Consider the following 14,504-nt stretch of genomic DNA (forward strand, 5'->3'; position numbering starts at 1 on the left):
AAACCTGTACTTTCACATCAAGTGAAAGTGGAGCGGGAAACGAGGCTCGAACTCGCGACCCCAACCTTGGCAAGGTTGTGCTCTACCACTGAGCTATTCCCGCCCTATAAAACCACCCTACTTTATTCAGGTGATATACTAAATAGTGGCGTCCCGTAGGGGGTTCGAACCCCTGTTACCGCCGTGAAAGGGCGGTGTCCTAGGCCTCTAGACGAACGGGACACAAATCAGTTTTATGAAAACTGTAAACCTGTACTTTCACATCAAGTGAAAGTGGAGCGGGAAACGAGGCTCGAACTCGCGACCCCAACCTTGGCAAGGTTGTGCTCTACCACTGAGCTATTCCCGCCCTATAAAACCACCCTACTTTATTGGGGTGATATACTAAATAGTGGCGTCCCGTAGGGGGTTCGAACCCCTGTTACCGCCGTGAAAGGGCGGTGTCCTAGGCCTCTAGACGAACGGGACACAATCAGTTTTATGAAAACTGTAAACCTGTACTTTCACATCAAGCGAAAGTGGAGCGGGAAACGAGGCTCGAACTCGCGACCCCAACCTTGGCAAGGTTGTGCTCTACCACTGAGCTATTCCCGCATTACAGTCGCCCTACTCGTTACTCGCATAACACAGTGAACAACTTCTAAATCTTCTACCTAATACTTAGTAAAAGTAGATGGTGGCGTCCCGTAGGGGGTTCGAACCCCTGTTACCGCCGTGAAAGGGCGGTGTCCTAGGCCTCTAGACGAACGGGACACAATCAGTTTTGTGAAAACTGTAAACCTGCACTTTCACATCAAGTGAAAGTGGAGCGGGAAACGAGGCTCGAACTCGCGACCCCAACCTTGGCAAGGTTGTGCTCTACCACTGAGCTATTCCCGCAAAATGCTTTTCATACAGCCTTAAAGAGAAGTAAACTATCATCTATTAACTAGATGGCGTCCCGTAGGGGGTTCGAACCCCTGTTACCGCCGTGAAAGGGCGGTGTCCTAGGCCTCTAGACGAACGGGACATACGTTCACGTCTTGCTGTGTGAGCGGGTGCGTATATTACTGTTACTATTTGGAAAATCAACATTTTTTTTAATAATCTGCTAAGTTAGTAGATTAAACACTTGTTTTACAACAATTTTGTATAAAAATGGAGCAACTATGCTTAATAAACGTCTCATTTTGACTTTTACATTGTCTGCCGCCTTACTCGCGGGCTGTTCAACAACGCACTACATACAAATAGACCCTACTGCCTCTATTCAAAGCGAGAAACTCAGTAATAATCGAGTGATTCAGGTTAGTACAACAACACAGATTGGCAACCAAATAGGGTCAATCAAAACAGGACTCAATGAACGTGCGGATATTTTTACCACTAATGATGTAAAACAGAGTGTTAATAAAAGTATTGTAAATGGTCTTCGCAAGTTAGGATTTACTTTAGACCAAGGTGTTTTGCCGCCGGCAAAAGTGGACGTTGTGATTACGAAAATGAGTTACACCACTAAAGTAGATAATTTAAAAACCGTTGCCACCTTGAATTTTGGGTTGAATGTTACCGTGACAGCAGGAGATGAAACTTATAAGGCGAAGTTTGCATCACAAAAAACGGAAGAATACGGGACCTTGCCCTATCAATCTGCCGTACAAAAGGATATGAATGAACTGGCAAGTAAAACGGTTACCCGACTACTTGAGGATCAAAATATTATCAAGCTTCTTCAGCAGTAGCCTAGTCATAGGCTGTCTTCAAAGCGGGGGACGTTATGTAACGTCTCCCCCTTTCCATTTTTCTTCAGACTAATATGAAACCTTTACCTCTCATTGAAAATGCTCCAGAGATAAGGTCGTGCTACTATATCTATCTACAGAATTGACCTATGAACTTAAGGTTGTCTGATTGATGAGGAATTAACGTGCACATTCGAAAGTCAAACAAACTATCAAATATCTGCTATGAAATTCGTGGCCCTGTTCTAAAAGAAGCCATGCGTATGGAAGAGGAAGGACAGCGTATTCTCAAGCTTAACATAGGCAACCCTGCCCCATTCGGCTTTGAAGCACCAGATGAAATTCTGGTCGATGTTATTCGCAACCTTCCAACCGCTCAAGGCTATTGTGAGTCAAAAGGTTTATATCCCGCTCGCAAAGCGGTTATGCAAAAATACCAAGCCCTCGGCGTGAAATCATCCGATGTGAATTACATTTGGATGGGCAACGGAGTTAGTGAACTGATTGTGATGGCGATGCAAGCTTTGCTGAACGATGGTGACGAAATTTTGATCCCGGCACCGGATTATCCATTATGGACCGCTGCGGCAACACTTTCTGGAGGTTACGTTAGACACTATCATTGCGATGAAGGCGCCGGTTGGCAACCAGATTTACAAGATATTCGCGCTAAGATATCTAATAAAACCAAAGCCATTGTGATTATAAACCCAAATAATCCAACGGGTGCTGTTTACGAGAAAGCTATTCTAGAAGGTATCATTGATATTGCCTCTGAGCATAATCTGCTTATTTTCTCCGATGAAATCTACGATAAGATCTTATACGATGGCGCCACTCATATCCCAACCAGTACATTAACAGAAGGTAGAGCACCATGCATAACCTTTGGCGGACTATCAAAAGTTTATCGAACAGCCGGTTTTCGTTCAGGCTGGATGATTGTTACAGGAGACAGGTCAGGTATTAAAGACTACATCGAGGGGTTGGATATTCTGAGCTCAATGCGTTTATGTGCTAACGTGCCTGCGCAGCACGCCGTACAAACAGCTCTTGGTGGTTACCAAAGTATTAATGAGTTAATCGAGCCTGGTGGTCGTTTATATGAGCAGCGCCAGGTCGCTTGGGAAGCTCTGGATGCTATTCCAGGTGTACATTGCCATAAGCCACAAGGTGCGCTCTATTTGTTCCCGCGGCTCGACTCTAAAATGTATCAAATAAAAGACGATATGGATTTTATTTTGCGTTTTTTACAAGAAGAGAAAGTACTGATCGTACAAGGTACTGGGTTTAACTGGCCAACGCCAGATCATGTGCGTTTTGTCTTCCTACCTCATGTCGAGCAACTCGTCCCTGCCATGGAACGATTTACTGCCTTTTTAGATCGATTAAGAAAGCGTTAACTTCTGCTTGAATTTCCACCAAACAGCCCTATCATGCTCTTTAACAATCTTTTAAGGAGCATGGTTATGCGTATCATTCTGTTTTTAGTCACGAACTTGGCTGTCATGTTAGTGGCTGGTGTGATTCTCAGCTTGCTGGGGGTGAATAATTATATGACCAGCAACGGGTTGAATTTCACCTCGTTACTGATTTTCTGTGGTGTATTTGGTTTTACGGGCAGTATCATCTCGCTACTAATGTCCAAATTCATGGCTAAGCGTGGTACTGGCGCGGTGGTTATTGAGAAACCAAGTAACCACAAAGAAGCTTGGCTAATGGATACTGTTGCTCAATTATCAAGAGAAGCGGGAATCAAAATGCCAGAAGTGGCCATTTTTCCATCGCACGATGCAAACGCATTCGCGACTGGCTGGAATAAAAACGACGCACTTGTCGCTGTCTCAAGCGGCATGCTTGAGCGTTTCCCGCCAGATGAGATCAAGGCTGTGCTAGGCCATGAGATCGGCCACGTTGCGAACGGTGATATGGTGACTTTGAGTTTGATTCAGGGGGTAGTTAACACCTTCGTCATGTTCTTTGCTCGTATTGCCGCTTATGCTGTTGATCAGTTCCTGCGTAAAGATGACAATGAAGGCTCTGTTGGTTGGGGTTATTACATTGCTACGTTTGTTTTCGAAATTTTATTCGGCATTCTAGCCTCAATGATTGTGATGTGGTTCTCTCGTTACCGTGAATTCAGAGCCGATGAAGCGGGTGCTCGTCTAGGCGGTAAAGGCGCTATGATTGCTGCTCTGGCACGTCTGCAAAGTGAGCACGAAGAAAGTCATATGCCTGATGGTATGGTTGCTTTCGGAATTAATCGCGGCAAAATGCCAACATTGGGTGAGTTGTTCTCTAGCCACCCACCTATCAATGATCGAATTAAAGCACTGCAAGCTTTATAATTAAAAATACCATTTGATACAAAAAAACGCTCGATACGTCGGGCGTTTTTTGTTTTCACCTCACGATAGACAAGTGAACAAACGCCCTTAAAGGGCTTGTGTGACGTTACCTTATCGGCATAATAAGAAATTACCCGCTGTAAAAAAGGAAGAATCTATTGTGCCCTATTCTCTGTCTTCGATTTCCATCTACCCAATCAAATCCATCCACGGCGTGGAATTAGTACAAAGCCAAGTAGAGTGGTCTGGGTTAACTGGGGATCGTCGCTATATGCTCATTAATTCAAATGGCGAATTTATCACTGGCCGAGACTTCCCCCAGTTGGTCTTGATCAAAGCTGAGCGGCTTACTAATAAAACATGGGAGCTGTCTCATCCTGATACTGCTATTAAGCTGGTATTAGACCCTGCAACCTTTAGCTCTATCTATCAAGATGTTGTGATTTGGGAAAAATCACTAAAAGCACAACATTGCTCGGAGCTGGCCAATGCTTGGTTTAGCCAAGTGTTAGACAGTGATGTTCGCTTGGTCTATTTTGGTGAGCAATCTGAACGGTTCACCAAAAGAAGGCCTGAAAGTCCTGTGGGCTTTGCCGATGGTTACCCATTCCACTTAACTTCCCAGGCTTCTCTAGAGGAGTTAAATCGTACATGCCAAGAAAGCATACAGATGACGCAATTTCGTCCCAATCTTGTTGTGACGGGCTCTCAGCCCTTTGAGGAAGAGACATGGAAACGTCTGCGGATAGGTGACGTCGAATTTGAGAATGTAAAACCCTGCGCTCGCTGTATTTTTACCACTGTGCACCCAGAGACGGCACTACGCAGTAAAAAAGGCGAACCAATGAAAACATTAGGCAAGTTTCGTTTGCAGCCTGAGGAAAAAGTCATCAATTTTGGTATCAATCTCATTGCCCTCAATACAGGGGAGATTCACGTGGGCGACAAAATGGAGGTTTTAGAGTATCAAGAAGCCTTTACTTATCAAGACAAACGCTAACGTCATTTTAGCAGACATAAAAAGGGAGCCTCTCGATATAGGCTCCCTTTTTATTGTGAATCACTAACGTGTTCAGTCAATACAAGACATTAAGCGTCCTGTTTGGCTAAATATTCGTCGTAAGTACCGTGGAAATCGACAATGCCATCACTGGTCACTTCAACAATGCGAGTCGCCAAAGAGGAGACAAATTCACGGTCGTGACTGACAAAAATCAATGTCCCTGGGTAGTTTTCCAGTGCTAGGTTTAAAGACTCAATCGACTCCATATCCATATGGTTGGTTGGCTCGTCCATTACTAGCACGTTTGGTTTTTGCAACATCAGTTTGCCAAACAGCATTCGGCCTTGCTCCCCACCAGAAAGTACTTTTACCGACTTTTTGATGTCATTTTGTGAGAACAACAGGCGACCCAGCGTGCCACGAATAACTTGCTCGTCATCGCCTTCTTTAGCCCACTGCCCCATCCATTCAATCAAATCGACGTCTTTGGTGAATTCATGGGCATGATCCTGAGCGTAATAGCCTATATTAGCATTCTCAGACCACTTTACTTCGCCTTTAGTCAGTTCCGTGTCACCGACCAAGCATTTAAGTAAGGTCGTTTTACCAATTCCGTTCGGGCCGATAACGGCGATACGCTCACCGACTTCCACCATCATATTCAGGCCGCTGAATAGCTGCTCATCGTAAGACTTGGCCACATTCTCCACCTGAACGGCCATACGATGTAATTTTTTCTCTTGTTCAAAACGAATAAAAGGACTTTGACGACTCGATGGTTTGACTTCTTCAAGTTGAATTTTGTCAATTTGTTTCGCGCGTGAGGTGGCTTGTTTCGATTTTGAAGCGTTAGCAGAGAAACGACTCACGAACGATTTCAGCTCGTTGATTTGTGCCTTTTTCTTCGCATTATCCGATAATAAACGCTCGCGAGCTTGTGTTGCGGCGGTCATATATTCATCATAGTTTCCTGAAAACAAACGCAATTCGCCGTAATCTAAATCCGCCATATTGGTACAAACCGAGTTAAGGAAGTGGCGGTCATGGGAAATGATGATCATGGTGCAGTTGCGCTCAACCAAGACGCCTTCCAGCCAGCGAATGGTATTGATGTCCAAGTTGTTGGTAGGCTCATCAAGCAACAGAATATCGGGATCAGAGAACAGCGCCTGCGCGAGCAATACACGTAGCTTCAAGCCTGGTGCGACTTCACTCATCAAGCCATAATGTTGTTCACTAGGGATCCCCACCCCCAATAACAATTCTCCGGCACGCGCATCGGCAGTGTAGCCGTCCATTTCCGCAAATTCTGCTTCCAAATCTCCGGCCCGAAGCCCATCTTCTTCGGTCATTTCGGGATTGGCGTAAATCGCATCTTTTTCAGACTTAACTGCCCACAGCTCTGTGTGACCCATAATCACCGTATCGATGACAGAATATTCTTCGTAAGCAAATTGATCCTGTTTTAATTTACCTAGACGCTCATTTGGGTCCTTAGATACGTTACCCGAACTCGGCTCTAAATCGCCGCCGAGGATTTTCATAAAGGTGGATTTACCGCACCCATTTGCACCGATTAGACCGTAGCGCTTGCCTTCAGCAAACTTAACAGACACATTTTCGAATAAAGGCTTGGCACCAAATTGCATGGTGATATTGGCAGTTGTTAACAAGGTATTTTTCCGCTTTTAAAAGTAAATTGAGCACACCTGAGTTGGCAGCTTGCATTAATGATCAGCATTATCGCACAGATACCCCTCGCTCTTTAAGACAGAAGATAAAATTACTGATAAAAAATAAGCTATATCAAGGGAACAAATGCTTACAATCCTACTCCAATTATTACGACTCAACACAGAAATAGGCTGTCATTAAATGATAGAAGACGCTAAAACTTATAGAAACAGGGATACAAAGCCAACAAACAAAGGATTACTATCGACAGAGAAGAGACATTGATTGACGGGAGACCATAAATGAAAACCGTCCTTAAGCAAGATACAAGCTATACTCTGGAGCCATCTAGACTCAAAGAAGGCTCTGTTTTTGGTGCCCTATCAGAACGCTCTATTACCTATTTACTCAAGAACGGAGCGCTTATTGAGCTGGAGTCTGGTGATCAACTGTTTGACTATGGTGATAAGGGTGATCGCTTTTACGTCGTCTTGGAAGGCTGTTTGGATTTTTACAAAACCCACAATGACCAAACCTGTCATACCAGAAGCATTAATTTTGGTGAAGCCGTCGGTTTCGTTTCAATGATTGCTTTGCATGATAAAGTAGGTAAAGCAATCGCCAAAGAAAACAGCCTTGTACTGGAGGTTACCAGTCAGTTATTTAGCGACTTTCACGATGACTATGCATTTGATTTTGGTATTTTACTGATGAATTTATCTCGTGACATGGCAAGGTCGCTAAGAGAGCTTGGTAATGCCTTGGTGGAAAACCACGTAAGTATAAAAGCGTAACTCAAGCAAGCGCGAGAGCTTTGCTTACCACCCAAAACACTACCAGAGATATGCAGCGCATGTTTTCATGCGCTTAGTACTTCTCTGCAGCAACAACTGAGATTTCGACTAACAGCTCAGGGCGAGCTAGGCGGGCTTCTACACAGGCACGAGCTGGTGTATGTCCTTGTACAACCCAAGCATCCCAAACGTCATTCATTGCAGCAAAATCTTTCATGTCTCGAAGATAAATAGTGGCCGACAAAAGATGCTCTTTGCTAGAACCTGCCTGCTCTAATAAAACTTCCACTTTATCTAACATGGTTTGAGTTTGTTCAGCAATATCTGCGCTTGCATCCGCCGCCACCTGCCCGCAAAGATAAATGGTACCGTTGTGCTTTACAATACGACTCATACGTGGAGTAATTTCCAAGCGCTCAATTTTCATAGCTCACCTCAATGTAAATAAAGCAGAATATTAGCAATATCCAGAAAGAATATTCATCTGTATATTGATTAAAACTAGGTTTTTTGACTAGAAACAGCTAAAATTCCAGTCCTTTCTGAGCTTTTATGCCACGCTTAAAAGCATGTTTCACTTCTTTTATTTCGCTGACGGTGTCCGCTAACGCAATCAAAGACTCACTCGCTCCTCTTCCTGTCACCACAAGATGCTGACACTCTGGTCGATTCATCAGCGCTTCCAGAACATGGTCTTCAGAAAGATATTCATAATGAAGTAGATATGTCAGCTCATCGAGCACCACTAAATCAAGACTTGCATCCGCCAGCATATCCGTTGCTTTTTGCCAGGCCTCTTCTGACGAAGCAACATCTGCCTCACGATTTTGCGTTTCCCATGTAAAGCCAGAGGACATAATTTCCCATCTAATGCCGTCTTGCTTTTTAAAAAAATCAATTTCTCCTGTGTTCCACTCACCTTTGAGAAATTGCACTACCCCTACTTTCATACCATGACCCAACGCACGAGCGACCATTCCTAATGCTGAACTGGATTTCCCTTTTCCATTACCAGTTAATAGTACAAAGGTTCCCTTATCTTCTTGGGCTTTGGTGATACGTTTGTCTACATGCTTTTTGATGTTTTGCATGCGTTTCTGATGTTTTTCTGGGTCTTGAATCGCTTTTGACACAATGGCCTTCCTAGTTGATGTAAATAAACAATGAGAGTTAACACCCCGTCATACTACACTCTATCATCTTCTGGGTCGTAGCCAAGATTTGGCGCTAACCAGCGTTCAGTATCTTCTTTGCTCATACCCTTGCGTTTGGCGTAATCATCCACTTGATCAGGACCTATTTTGCCAATACCAAAATACGTTGAGGCTGGATGAGCGAAGTACCAGCCACTGACCGCCGCTGTTGGCAACATAGCAAAGCTTTCTGTAATTTCCATATCAATATTATCTTTGACTTTCAATAGTGACCACAGTTTGGCTTTCTCTGTATGATCAGGGCAAGCTGGATACCCTGGCGCAGGGCGAATCCCTTGATACTTTTCTTTAATTAATTGCGCATTAGTCAAACTTTCATCTGGTGCATAGCCCCAGATCTCCTTACGCACTTTTTCATGTAAGAACTCTGCCGTAGCCTCAGCTAAACGATCCGCGACAGCTTTGATCATAATAGAGTTATAATCATCGTGATCGGCCTCGTATTTCGCAACGATGGGCTCAATACCAAAACCCGCAGCGCACGCAAAAGCACCGATATAATCAGGAATCTTCGACGCTTTAGGGGCAACAAAGTCGGCCAAGCTATGGTTATATTTGCCTGGTGCCGTCAGTTCATTTTGTATCCGCAAGAATGATAAATGCTCTATAACTTCACTGCGAGACTCGTCTGCATAAATTTCAATGTCGTCATCGTCTACTTGATTGGCTGGAAACAAACCCACTATGGCTCGTGCCTGTAAGCTGGCATTCGCGATCACGTTATCCAACATGGCGAGCGCATCGTTATAAACACGTGTCGCTTCCACACCAACTATTTCGTCCGTTAAAATGCGCGGATAAGCGCCGGCCAATTCCCATGTTTGGAAAAAAGGCGTCCAATCGATGTAATGTCGAACTTCGGCCAAATCGATATCATTTTCAGTCAACACGGTGATGCCAAGATTATTTGGCGTCACTATGCCACTGGAAAAATCGACGGGGGTTTTATTTAGACGCGCTTTGTCCAGTGAGACTCGACGACCTGCTTTGGCTCGGTCTTTATAGCGCAGGCGCGTTTTTTCATAATCGACTTTGATCTCATCAATAAAGGCTTGTCGGCGAGCTGTATCCTTGCTCAGTAAAGCACTGGCAACCCCCACGCTGCGTGAGGCATTGGTAACATGAACCACTTGATTTTGTTTATAGTTTTGCTCAATTTTAACCGCTGTATGAGCTTTGGAAGTGGTTGCTCCGCCGATCATTACCGGCAGATTGAAACCTTGTCGCTCCATTTCTTTTGCCACATGTACCATTTCATCCAGTGATGGAGTAATCAAGCCGGATAGGCCAATCATATCGGCTCCTTCCTCTTTGGCGGTACGCAATATTTTTTCGGCAGGAACCATGACCCCAAGGTCAATGACTTCAAAGTTATTACATTGCAAAACAACGCCAACAATATTTTTACCAATGTCATGAACATCGCCTTTTACAGTGGCCATGACAATTTTGCCATTACTGGACGATGCGGTGTCCATGTTCAGGCGTTTCTCTTCTTCAATAAAAGGCATTAAGTAAGCAACGGCTTTTTTCATGACGCGAGCCGATTTGACCACCTGAGGTAAGAACATCTTACCTGAACCAAACAAGTCCCCCACAATGCCCATGCCATCCATAAGGGGGCCTTCAATGACCTCCAAAGGACGGGCATACGCTTGACGCGCCTCTTCAGTGTCGTCATCGATGAATTCGGTAATCCCTTTAACCAAAGCATGGCTTAAACGTTCTGTTACCGGTAAGTTGCGCCACTCTTGTGTTTCTTTTTCTGCGACCTCGCCAGTACCTGCAAACTCGCCAGCAATGGCTAGCAAGTTATCGGTGGCATCCGGAGTGCGATTTAATACGGCATCTTCTACTGCATCGCGCAATTTAATTGGGATGTCTTCATACAAAGCTAATTGCCCAGCATTGACGATCCCCATGGTCATACCTTGTTTAATGGCATGATATAAGAACACAGCATGGATGGCTTCGCGAACAGGGTTGTTGCCTCGGAAAGAAAACGACACGTTAGACACCCCACCCGATACCTTGGCATAGGGTAATTCGCGGGTAATGTCTCCCGTCGCCTCAATAAAATCTAACGCGTAACGGTTATGCTCTTCAATACCGGTCGCTATGGCAAAAATATTGGGGTCAAAAATAATGTCTTCTGGCGGAAAACCGACTTCATCGACAAGAATTTTATAAGAACGACGACAAATCTCGATTTTTCGCTCTCGGGTATCCGCCTGGCCGAGTTCGTCGAATGCCATCACGATAACCGCTGCACCATACTTCATGAGCTTTTTCGCTTGTTCACGAAAATTGTCTTCCCCTTCTTTCATACTAATGGAGTTAACAACCCCTTTACCTTGAATCCATTTCAGGCCCGCTTCGAGAATGTCCCATTTAGATGAGTCCAGCATGATAGGCACACGCGAGATGTCAGGCTCAGATGCGATCAACTTAAGGAAACGCTCCATGGCGGCCTTGGAGTCCAGCATGCCTTCATCCATGTTGATATCGATAATCTGCGCGCCGTTTTCTACTTGTTGACGAGCAACGTCCAGTGCTGTATCGAAGTCCCCTTCTTTAATCAAGCGCTTAAACATCGCTGAGCCTGTGACATTGGTTCGCTCACCAACATTTACAAATAAGGCGTTTCCATCAATATTGAATGGCTCAAGTCCAGATAAACGACAGGCTTTTTCGATAGTCGGAATTTGGCGAGGGGTCGACTGTCGGAAGGCTTTAGCAAAGGTTTCTATGTGATTCGGTGCGGTACCACAGCAACCCCCAATGATGTTAATAAAACCGGAATCGACCCAACCTTGAATTTCTTCGAGCATTTCTTCTGGTGTTTCATCGTATTCACCAAATGCATTAGGCAAACCAGCGTTGGGGTGCGCAGACACATGAGTATCAGCAATGCGCGATAACTCTTCTACATATTGGCGCAAATCTTTTGGTCCCAATGCACAATTCAAACCAACAGAGAGTGGTTTAGCATGTGCAATAGAGTTCCAAAATGCTTCAGTGGTTTGTCCTGACAACGTTCGGCCAGATGCGTCCGTGATGGTGCCTGAGATCATAATTGGGTAACGAACACCGGTTTTTTCGAAATAATCTAAAACAGCATAAATAGCGGCTTTGGCATTTAGGGTATCGAAAATCGTTTCGATAAGAATGAGGTCCACACCACCTTTAACAAGACCATCAACGGCCACGGTATAAGCCTCGACTAATTCATCGAAGTGAATATTACGAAATCCTGGGTCGTTAACATCTGGTGAAATGGTACAAGTTCGACTGGTCGGCCCTACTGCACCAGCGACAAAGCGTGGCTTCTCAGGGTTTTGCTGAGTGAATTCATCAGCGGCTTCGCGCGCTAATCGAGCTGATTCGTAGTTCAGCTCATAACTAAGCGCCTCCATATGATAATCCAACATGGAAATGGCGTTAGCATTGAAGGTGTTTGTTTCAATGATGTCAGCCCCCGCCGCTAAATAGGCTGAGTAGATATCTTTGATGATTTTTGGTTGTGTTAATGACAGTAAATCATTATTCCCTTTTAACTCACTCTCCCAGTCTTCAAAACGTTCGCCACGATAGTCCTGCTCTTCAAGCTTATACGACTGAATCATGGTTCCCATTGCACCATCAAGAATCAGTACGTTTTGCGCTAAACGCGCTTCAATAATGGAATACGATTTGGACTTTACCACTGTCACCACCTCAATATGAATATGCGAGCTTACTATACCTAAAACTCAGCGGCTAAGTGTTGAATATTAATAATGTAGAGTTGAATGATCTGACTCATCAAGGACAAAATATAAGAAATGAAAGGTGGAATAAGCTCGCTGAAAGCACACAGACAAAAAAGCCCTGCTTCTTTTGGGGAAGCGAGGGCTTAGAGTCACTGATTGTAGTGCACATTTGTCATCGGCATTCTGTCTCTAGAAAAACCTTCGCCATAGCTAAAAAGGTCTTTGCAAGAGCAATGCAATCATGCCTCTTTCTTTCTCCTACTCATATAACCGGCCCCAAAGCCACCAGCTAAGCCAAGTAAAATAGCTCCAGCCCAGAAACCATATTTATCAAGCAGGTTATCATTATTTAACGCCATGGTTTCACTACCATCATACACTTGCCTTAAGATAACTTTATCGTGGTAGTTCATTTGTTGCGATACAAATAAGTTTAATTTGGCATTGGGCCGTTCGTTAAGACCATTTAATCGCCAACGCCATTGTAATTGGCCATTTTGTAGTGTTGCTTCAACTTTAGGGCTGCTGATCATTTGAATCGCACTATCCGTCACTAACTGAGCAATGTAGCTTTGTCCTGCTACGGGGTTGTTGACACGGGCGGTCACAACAATCTCGAAGTTGTTATGCAAAGAGGCTTCTTTAGGAAGCTGCCATGTCACACTCTGTAGACCAACGGCCAGCTGATTTTTAAGGGAGGCTACTTCTGCTTGAAACGGAATCAGGTCATTCACTTGAGCTGCCAATTTATTCCTCTCTGTAGCATCTCTGGCTGATTGCTCTTTTAAAGACGCTAATTGTTTCTCTAAACTGGCTTTATCTTGTTCTAAGCCTGTCAGTTGATTCGACAACGACTCGGCTTGAGCCTGACTCGCTAATAACGCTTTATTGCTGTCTTTTAGCGCCTTGTTTGCATCGACATTCATTTGTTCAAGTCGTGCTAATTGTGTCTCTAAAGCTTTTATATGGCGGTTATTGACTTTGTGTTGAGCGAGTTGCTTTTTCAGCGTCCGTACCTTCTTTTTATAGTCATCAATCAAACTTACCTGTGCTTTTAGCCTTGCTTCGAGGGTTGCTATCTGGCCTTGTAGTTGGCTATTGCCTTGATTGCTCGTTGTGTCGTCAGAAGGTGTTGGTTGGTTTCTATATTGTTCAGTTAATTTAGCCTGTAAGTGTTTTATCATGCCCTCTTGTACATGAATTTTATCCCACAAAGACTCTTGTTGTGCTCTAGCATCGGATATTTGCCCGCCCAGTTTTAAATTCTCTGCTTTTAGCGAATCTAATGCTTTCTGATTGGACAAGTTGTCGAGGGTCAATTTGTTATAACGTTGCTGTAACGTTTTTTCCTTGTTTTCTAGGGAGTGGTATTTTTTTTGCAGTGCGGAATAAGCAGAGTTTAGTGTTTGATAGCTTTTATTTAATGTCACAAAATCCAATTTAGCATTTGAGCTTGCTTGATTTTGTGACGTTTTGTTTACAGAAGAATTACTGGTGAGCTGCTTTTCAAGAGAGATATTTTCCGTTTTCAGTTGGGTGATTTTTTTATTAAGGCGGTCATTATCTATTCTAAGCTGAGCATACCGAGATTCTAAATCACGGCGTAGACGCTTTTCTTTTTCTAGGGCGATCAGGGCCTCAGAACTTGACGATGATTTTCCTAAAGCGTCTATTAACGCGTCTTTCTCATCCAGTTGATGTTGCAAATCCGCCAATTGGCTTTGGTTTTTGGTTAATGTTTGTTGTAATGCTGCAATACGCTGATTTTTTTCTTGCAACGTTTCTTGAAAGGAAGCTGGATTTCTCGCTACGGATGAATGAGGTATATTCCCTCCTTCAGTCCTGCCGGATTGACCTTGCGATGACGTATTGCTCGTTGTACTACAAGCTGTGGTCATGAGTCCTAATGCGATAGGTATAAACAAAGCGGTACGACTTATCATTATATGCCCCTAAACAAACCCAAGCTCATTAATTAGTTAATCTGTTATGCCAGAA

General features: G+C 44.1%; 10 protein-coding genes and 8 tRNA genes. 5 read left to right on the top strand and 13 right to left on the bottom strand.

What is annotated here, in order from left to right; genetic code table 11:
* Window positions 1-28: 28 nt before the first annotated feature.
* From MSP8886_RS15190 to MSP8886_RS15225, 8 genes are all read right to left on the bottom strand, one after another.
* Window positions 29-103 (bottom strand) — tRNA-Gly (locus tag MSP8886_RS15190).
* A 43-nt stretch (window positions 104-146) separates the two neighbouring features.
* A tRNA-Glu gene (locus MSP8886_RS15195) sits at window positions 147-222 on the bottom strand.
* A 52-nt stretch (window positions 223-274) separates the two neighbouring features.
* Window positions 275-349 (bottom strand) — tRNA-Gly (locus MSP8886_RS15200).
* A 43-nt stretch (window positions 350-392) separates the two neighbouring features.
* Window positions 393-468, bottom strand: a tRNA-Glu gene (locus MSP8886_RS15205).
* Between the two features lie 51 nt (window positions 469-519).
* Window positions 520-594: transfer RNA gene (locus MSP8886_RS15210), tRNA-Gly, on the bottom strand.
* A gap of 83 nt (window positions 595-677) precedes the next feature.
* Window positions 678-753 (bottom strand) — tRNA-Glu (locus MSP8886_RS15215).
* A 51-nt stretch (window positions 754-804) separates the two neighbouring features.
* Window positions 805-879 (bottom strand) — tRNA-Gly (locus tag MSP8886_RS15220).
* A gap of 54 nt (window positions 880-933) precedes the next feature.
* Window positions 934-1,009, bottom strand: a tRNA-Glu gene (locus tag MSP8886_RS15225).
* A gap of 139 nt (window positions 1,010-1,148) precedes the next feature.
* On the opposite strand from MSP8886_RS15225, the gene MSP8886_RS15230 reads away from it, so the two are divergent.
* The 4 genes from MSP8886_RS15230 to MSP8886_RS15245 all read left to right on the top strand — a co-directional run bounded on the left by MSP8886_RS15230 (window position 1,149) and on the right by MSP8886_RS15245 (window position 5,069).
* Window positions 1,149-1,721, top strand: coding sequence for a YajG family lipoprotein (locus tag MSP8886_RS15230; RefSeq protein WP_067017969.1), 573 nt, complete (start codon window positions 1,149-1,151; stop codon window positions 1,719-1,721).
* A 185-nt stretch (window positions 1,722-1,906) separates the two neighbouring features.
* Entirely contained in the window at window positions 1,907-3,124 is a 1,218-nt protein-coding gene (locus tag MSP8886_RS15235) for a pyridoxal phosphate-dependent aminotransferase (RefSeq protein WP_067017971.1), read from the top strand.
* A gap of 66 nt (window positions 3,125-3,190) precedes the next feature.
* Complete coding sequence (gene htpX, locus MSP8886_RS15240) at window positions 3,191-4,069, top strand: protease HtpX (RefSeq protein WP_083200977.1); 879 nt, start codon at window positions 3,191-3,193, stop codon at window positions 4,067-4,069.
* Window positions 4,070-4,169: 100 nt separating this feature from the next.
* The gene (locus MSP8886_RS15245; protein WP_245659112.1) at window positions 4,170-5,069 is read left to right on the top strand and encodes an MOSC domain-containing protein; all 900 of its coding nucleotides are present in this window, start codon (window positions 4,170-4,172) and stop codon (window positions 5,067-5,069) included.
* Between the two features lie 89 nt (window positions 5,070-5,158).
* On the opposite strand, the gene MSP8886_RS15250 is transcribed toward MSP8886_RS15245, so the two are convergent.
* The gene (locus tag MSP8886_RS15250; protein ID WP_067017976.1) at window positions 5,159-6,745 is read right to left on the bottom strand and encodes an ABC-F family ATPase; all 1,587 of its coding nucleotides are present in this window, start codon (window positions 6,743-6,745) and stop codon (window positions 5,159-5,161) included.
* Between the two features lie 303 nt (window positions 6,746-7,048).
* Between MSP8886_RS15250 and MSP8886_RS15255 the strand changes: the two genes are divergently transcribed.
* On the top strand, window positions 7,049-7,540 hold the full coding sequence (locus MSP8886_RS15255; RefSeq protein ID WP_067017978.1) for a Crp/Fnr family transcriptional regulator: 492 nt from the start codon (window positions 7,049-7,051) through the stop codon (window positions 7,538-7,540).
* Window positions 7,541-7,613: 73 nt separating this feature from the next.
* Here the strand turns inward: MSP8886_RS15255 and MSP8886_RS15260 are convergent, their stop codons facing one another.
* The 4 genes from MSP8886_RS15260 to MSP8886_RS15275 all read right to left on the bottom strand — a co-directional run bounded on the left by MSP8886_RS15260 (window position 7,614) and on the right by MSP8886_RS15275 (window position 14,449).
* Window positions 7,614-7,967 (bottom strand): RidA family protein, encoded by a 354-nt coding sequence (locus MSP8886_RS15260; RefSeq protein ID WP_067017980.1) that lies wholly within the window; start codon window positions 7,965-7,967, stop codon window positions 7,614-7,616.
* Window positions 7,968-8,064: 97 nt separating this feature from the next.
* On the bottom strand, window positions 8,065-8,673 hold the full coding sequence (cobO, locus tag MSP8886_RS15265; RefSeq protein ID WP_083200978.1) for a cob(I)yrinic acid a,c-diamide adenosyltransferase: 609 nt from the start codon (window positions 8,671-8,673) through the stop codon (window positions 8,065-8,067).
* Window positions 8,674-8,726: 53 nt separating this feature from the next.
* Window positions 8,727-12,461: a methionine synthase gene (gene metH, locus MSP8886_RS15270; protein WP_067017982.1), complete on the bottom strand. Its 3,735-nt coding sequence runs from the start codon at window positions 12,459-12,461 to the stop codon at window positions 8,727-8,729.
* A gap of 284 nt (window positions 12,462-12,745) precedes the next feature.
* Window positions 12,746-14,449 (bottom strand): coiled-coil domain-containing protein, encoded by a 1,704-nt coding sequence (locus MSP8886_RS15275; protein WP_067017984.1) that lies wholly within the window; start codon window positions 14,447-14,449, stop codon window positions 12,746-12,748.
* Window positions 14,450-14,504: the final 55 nt, after the last annotated feature.

The sequence above is a fragment of the Marinomonas spartinae genome (assembly GCF_900089775.1).
GTDB lineage: Bacteria > Pseudomonadota > Gammaproteobacteria > Pseudomonadales > Marinomonadaceae > Marinomonas > Marinomonas spartinae.

What these genes read in the sequence shown, in the direction of transcription:
- MSP8886_RS15275 (WP_067017984.1), bottom strand. Translation starts at nt 14,449, where the DNA reads ATGATAAGTCGTACCGCTTTGTTTATACCTATCGCATTAGGACTCATG.
- MSP8886_RS15230 (WP_067017969.1), top strand. Translation starts at nt 1,149, where the DNA reads ATGCTTAATAAACGTCTCATTTTGACTTTTACATTGTCTGCCGCCTTA.
- MSP8886_RS15255 (WP_067017978.1), top strand. Translation starts at nt 7,049, where the DNA reads ATGAAAACCGTCCTTAAGCAAGATACAAGCTATACTCTGGAGCCATCT.
- MSP8886_RS15260 (WP_067017980.1), bottom strand. Translation starts at nt 7,967, where the DNA reads ATGAAAATTGAGCGCTTGGAAATTACTCCACGTATGAGTCGTATTGTA.
- htpX (WP_083200977.1), top strand. Translation starts at nt 3,191, where the DNA reads ATGCGTATCATTCTGTTTTTAGTCACGAACTTGGCTGTCATGTTAGTG.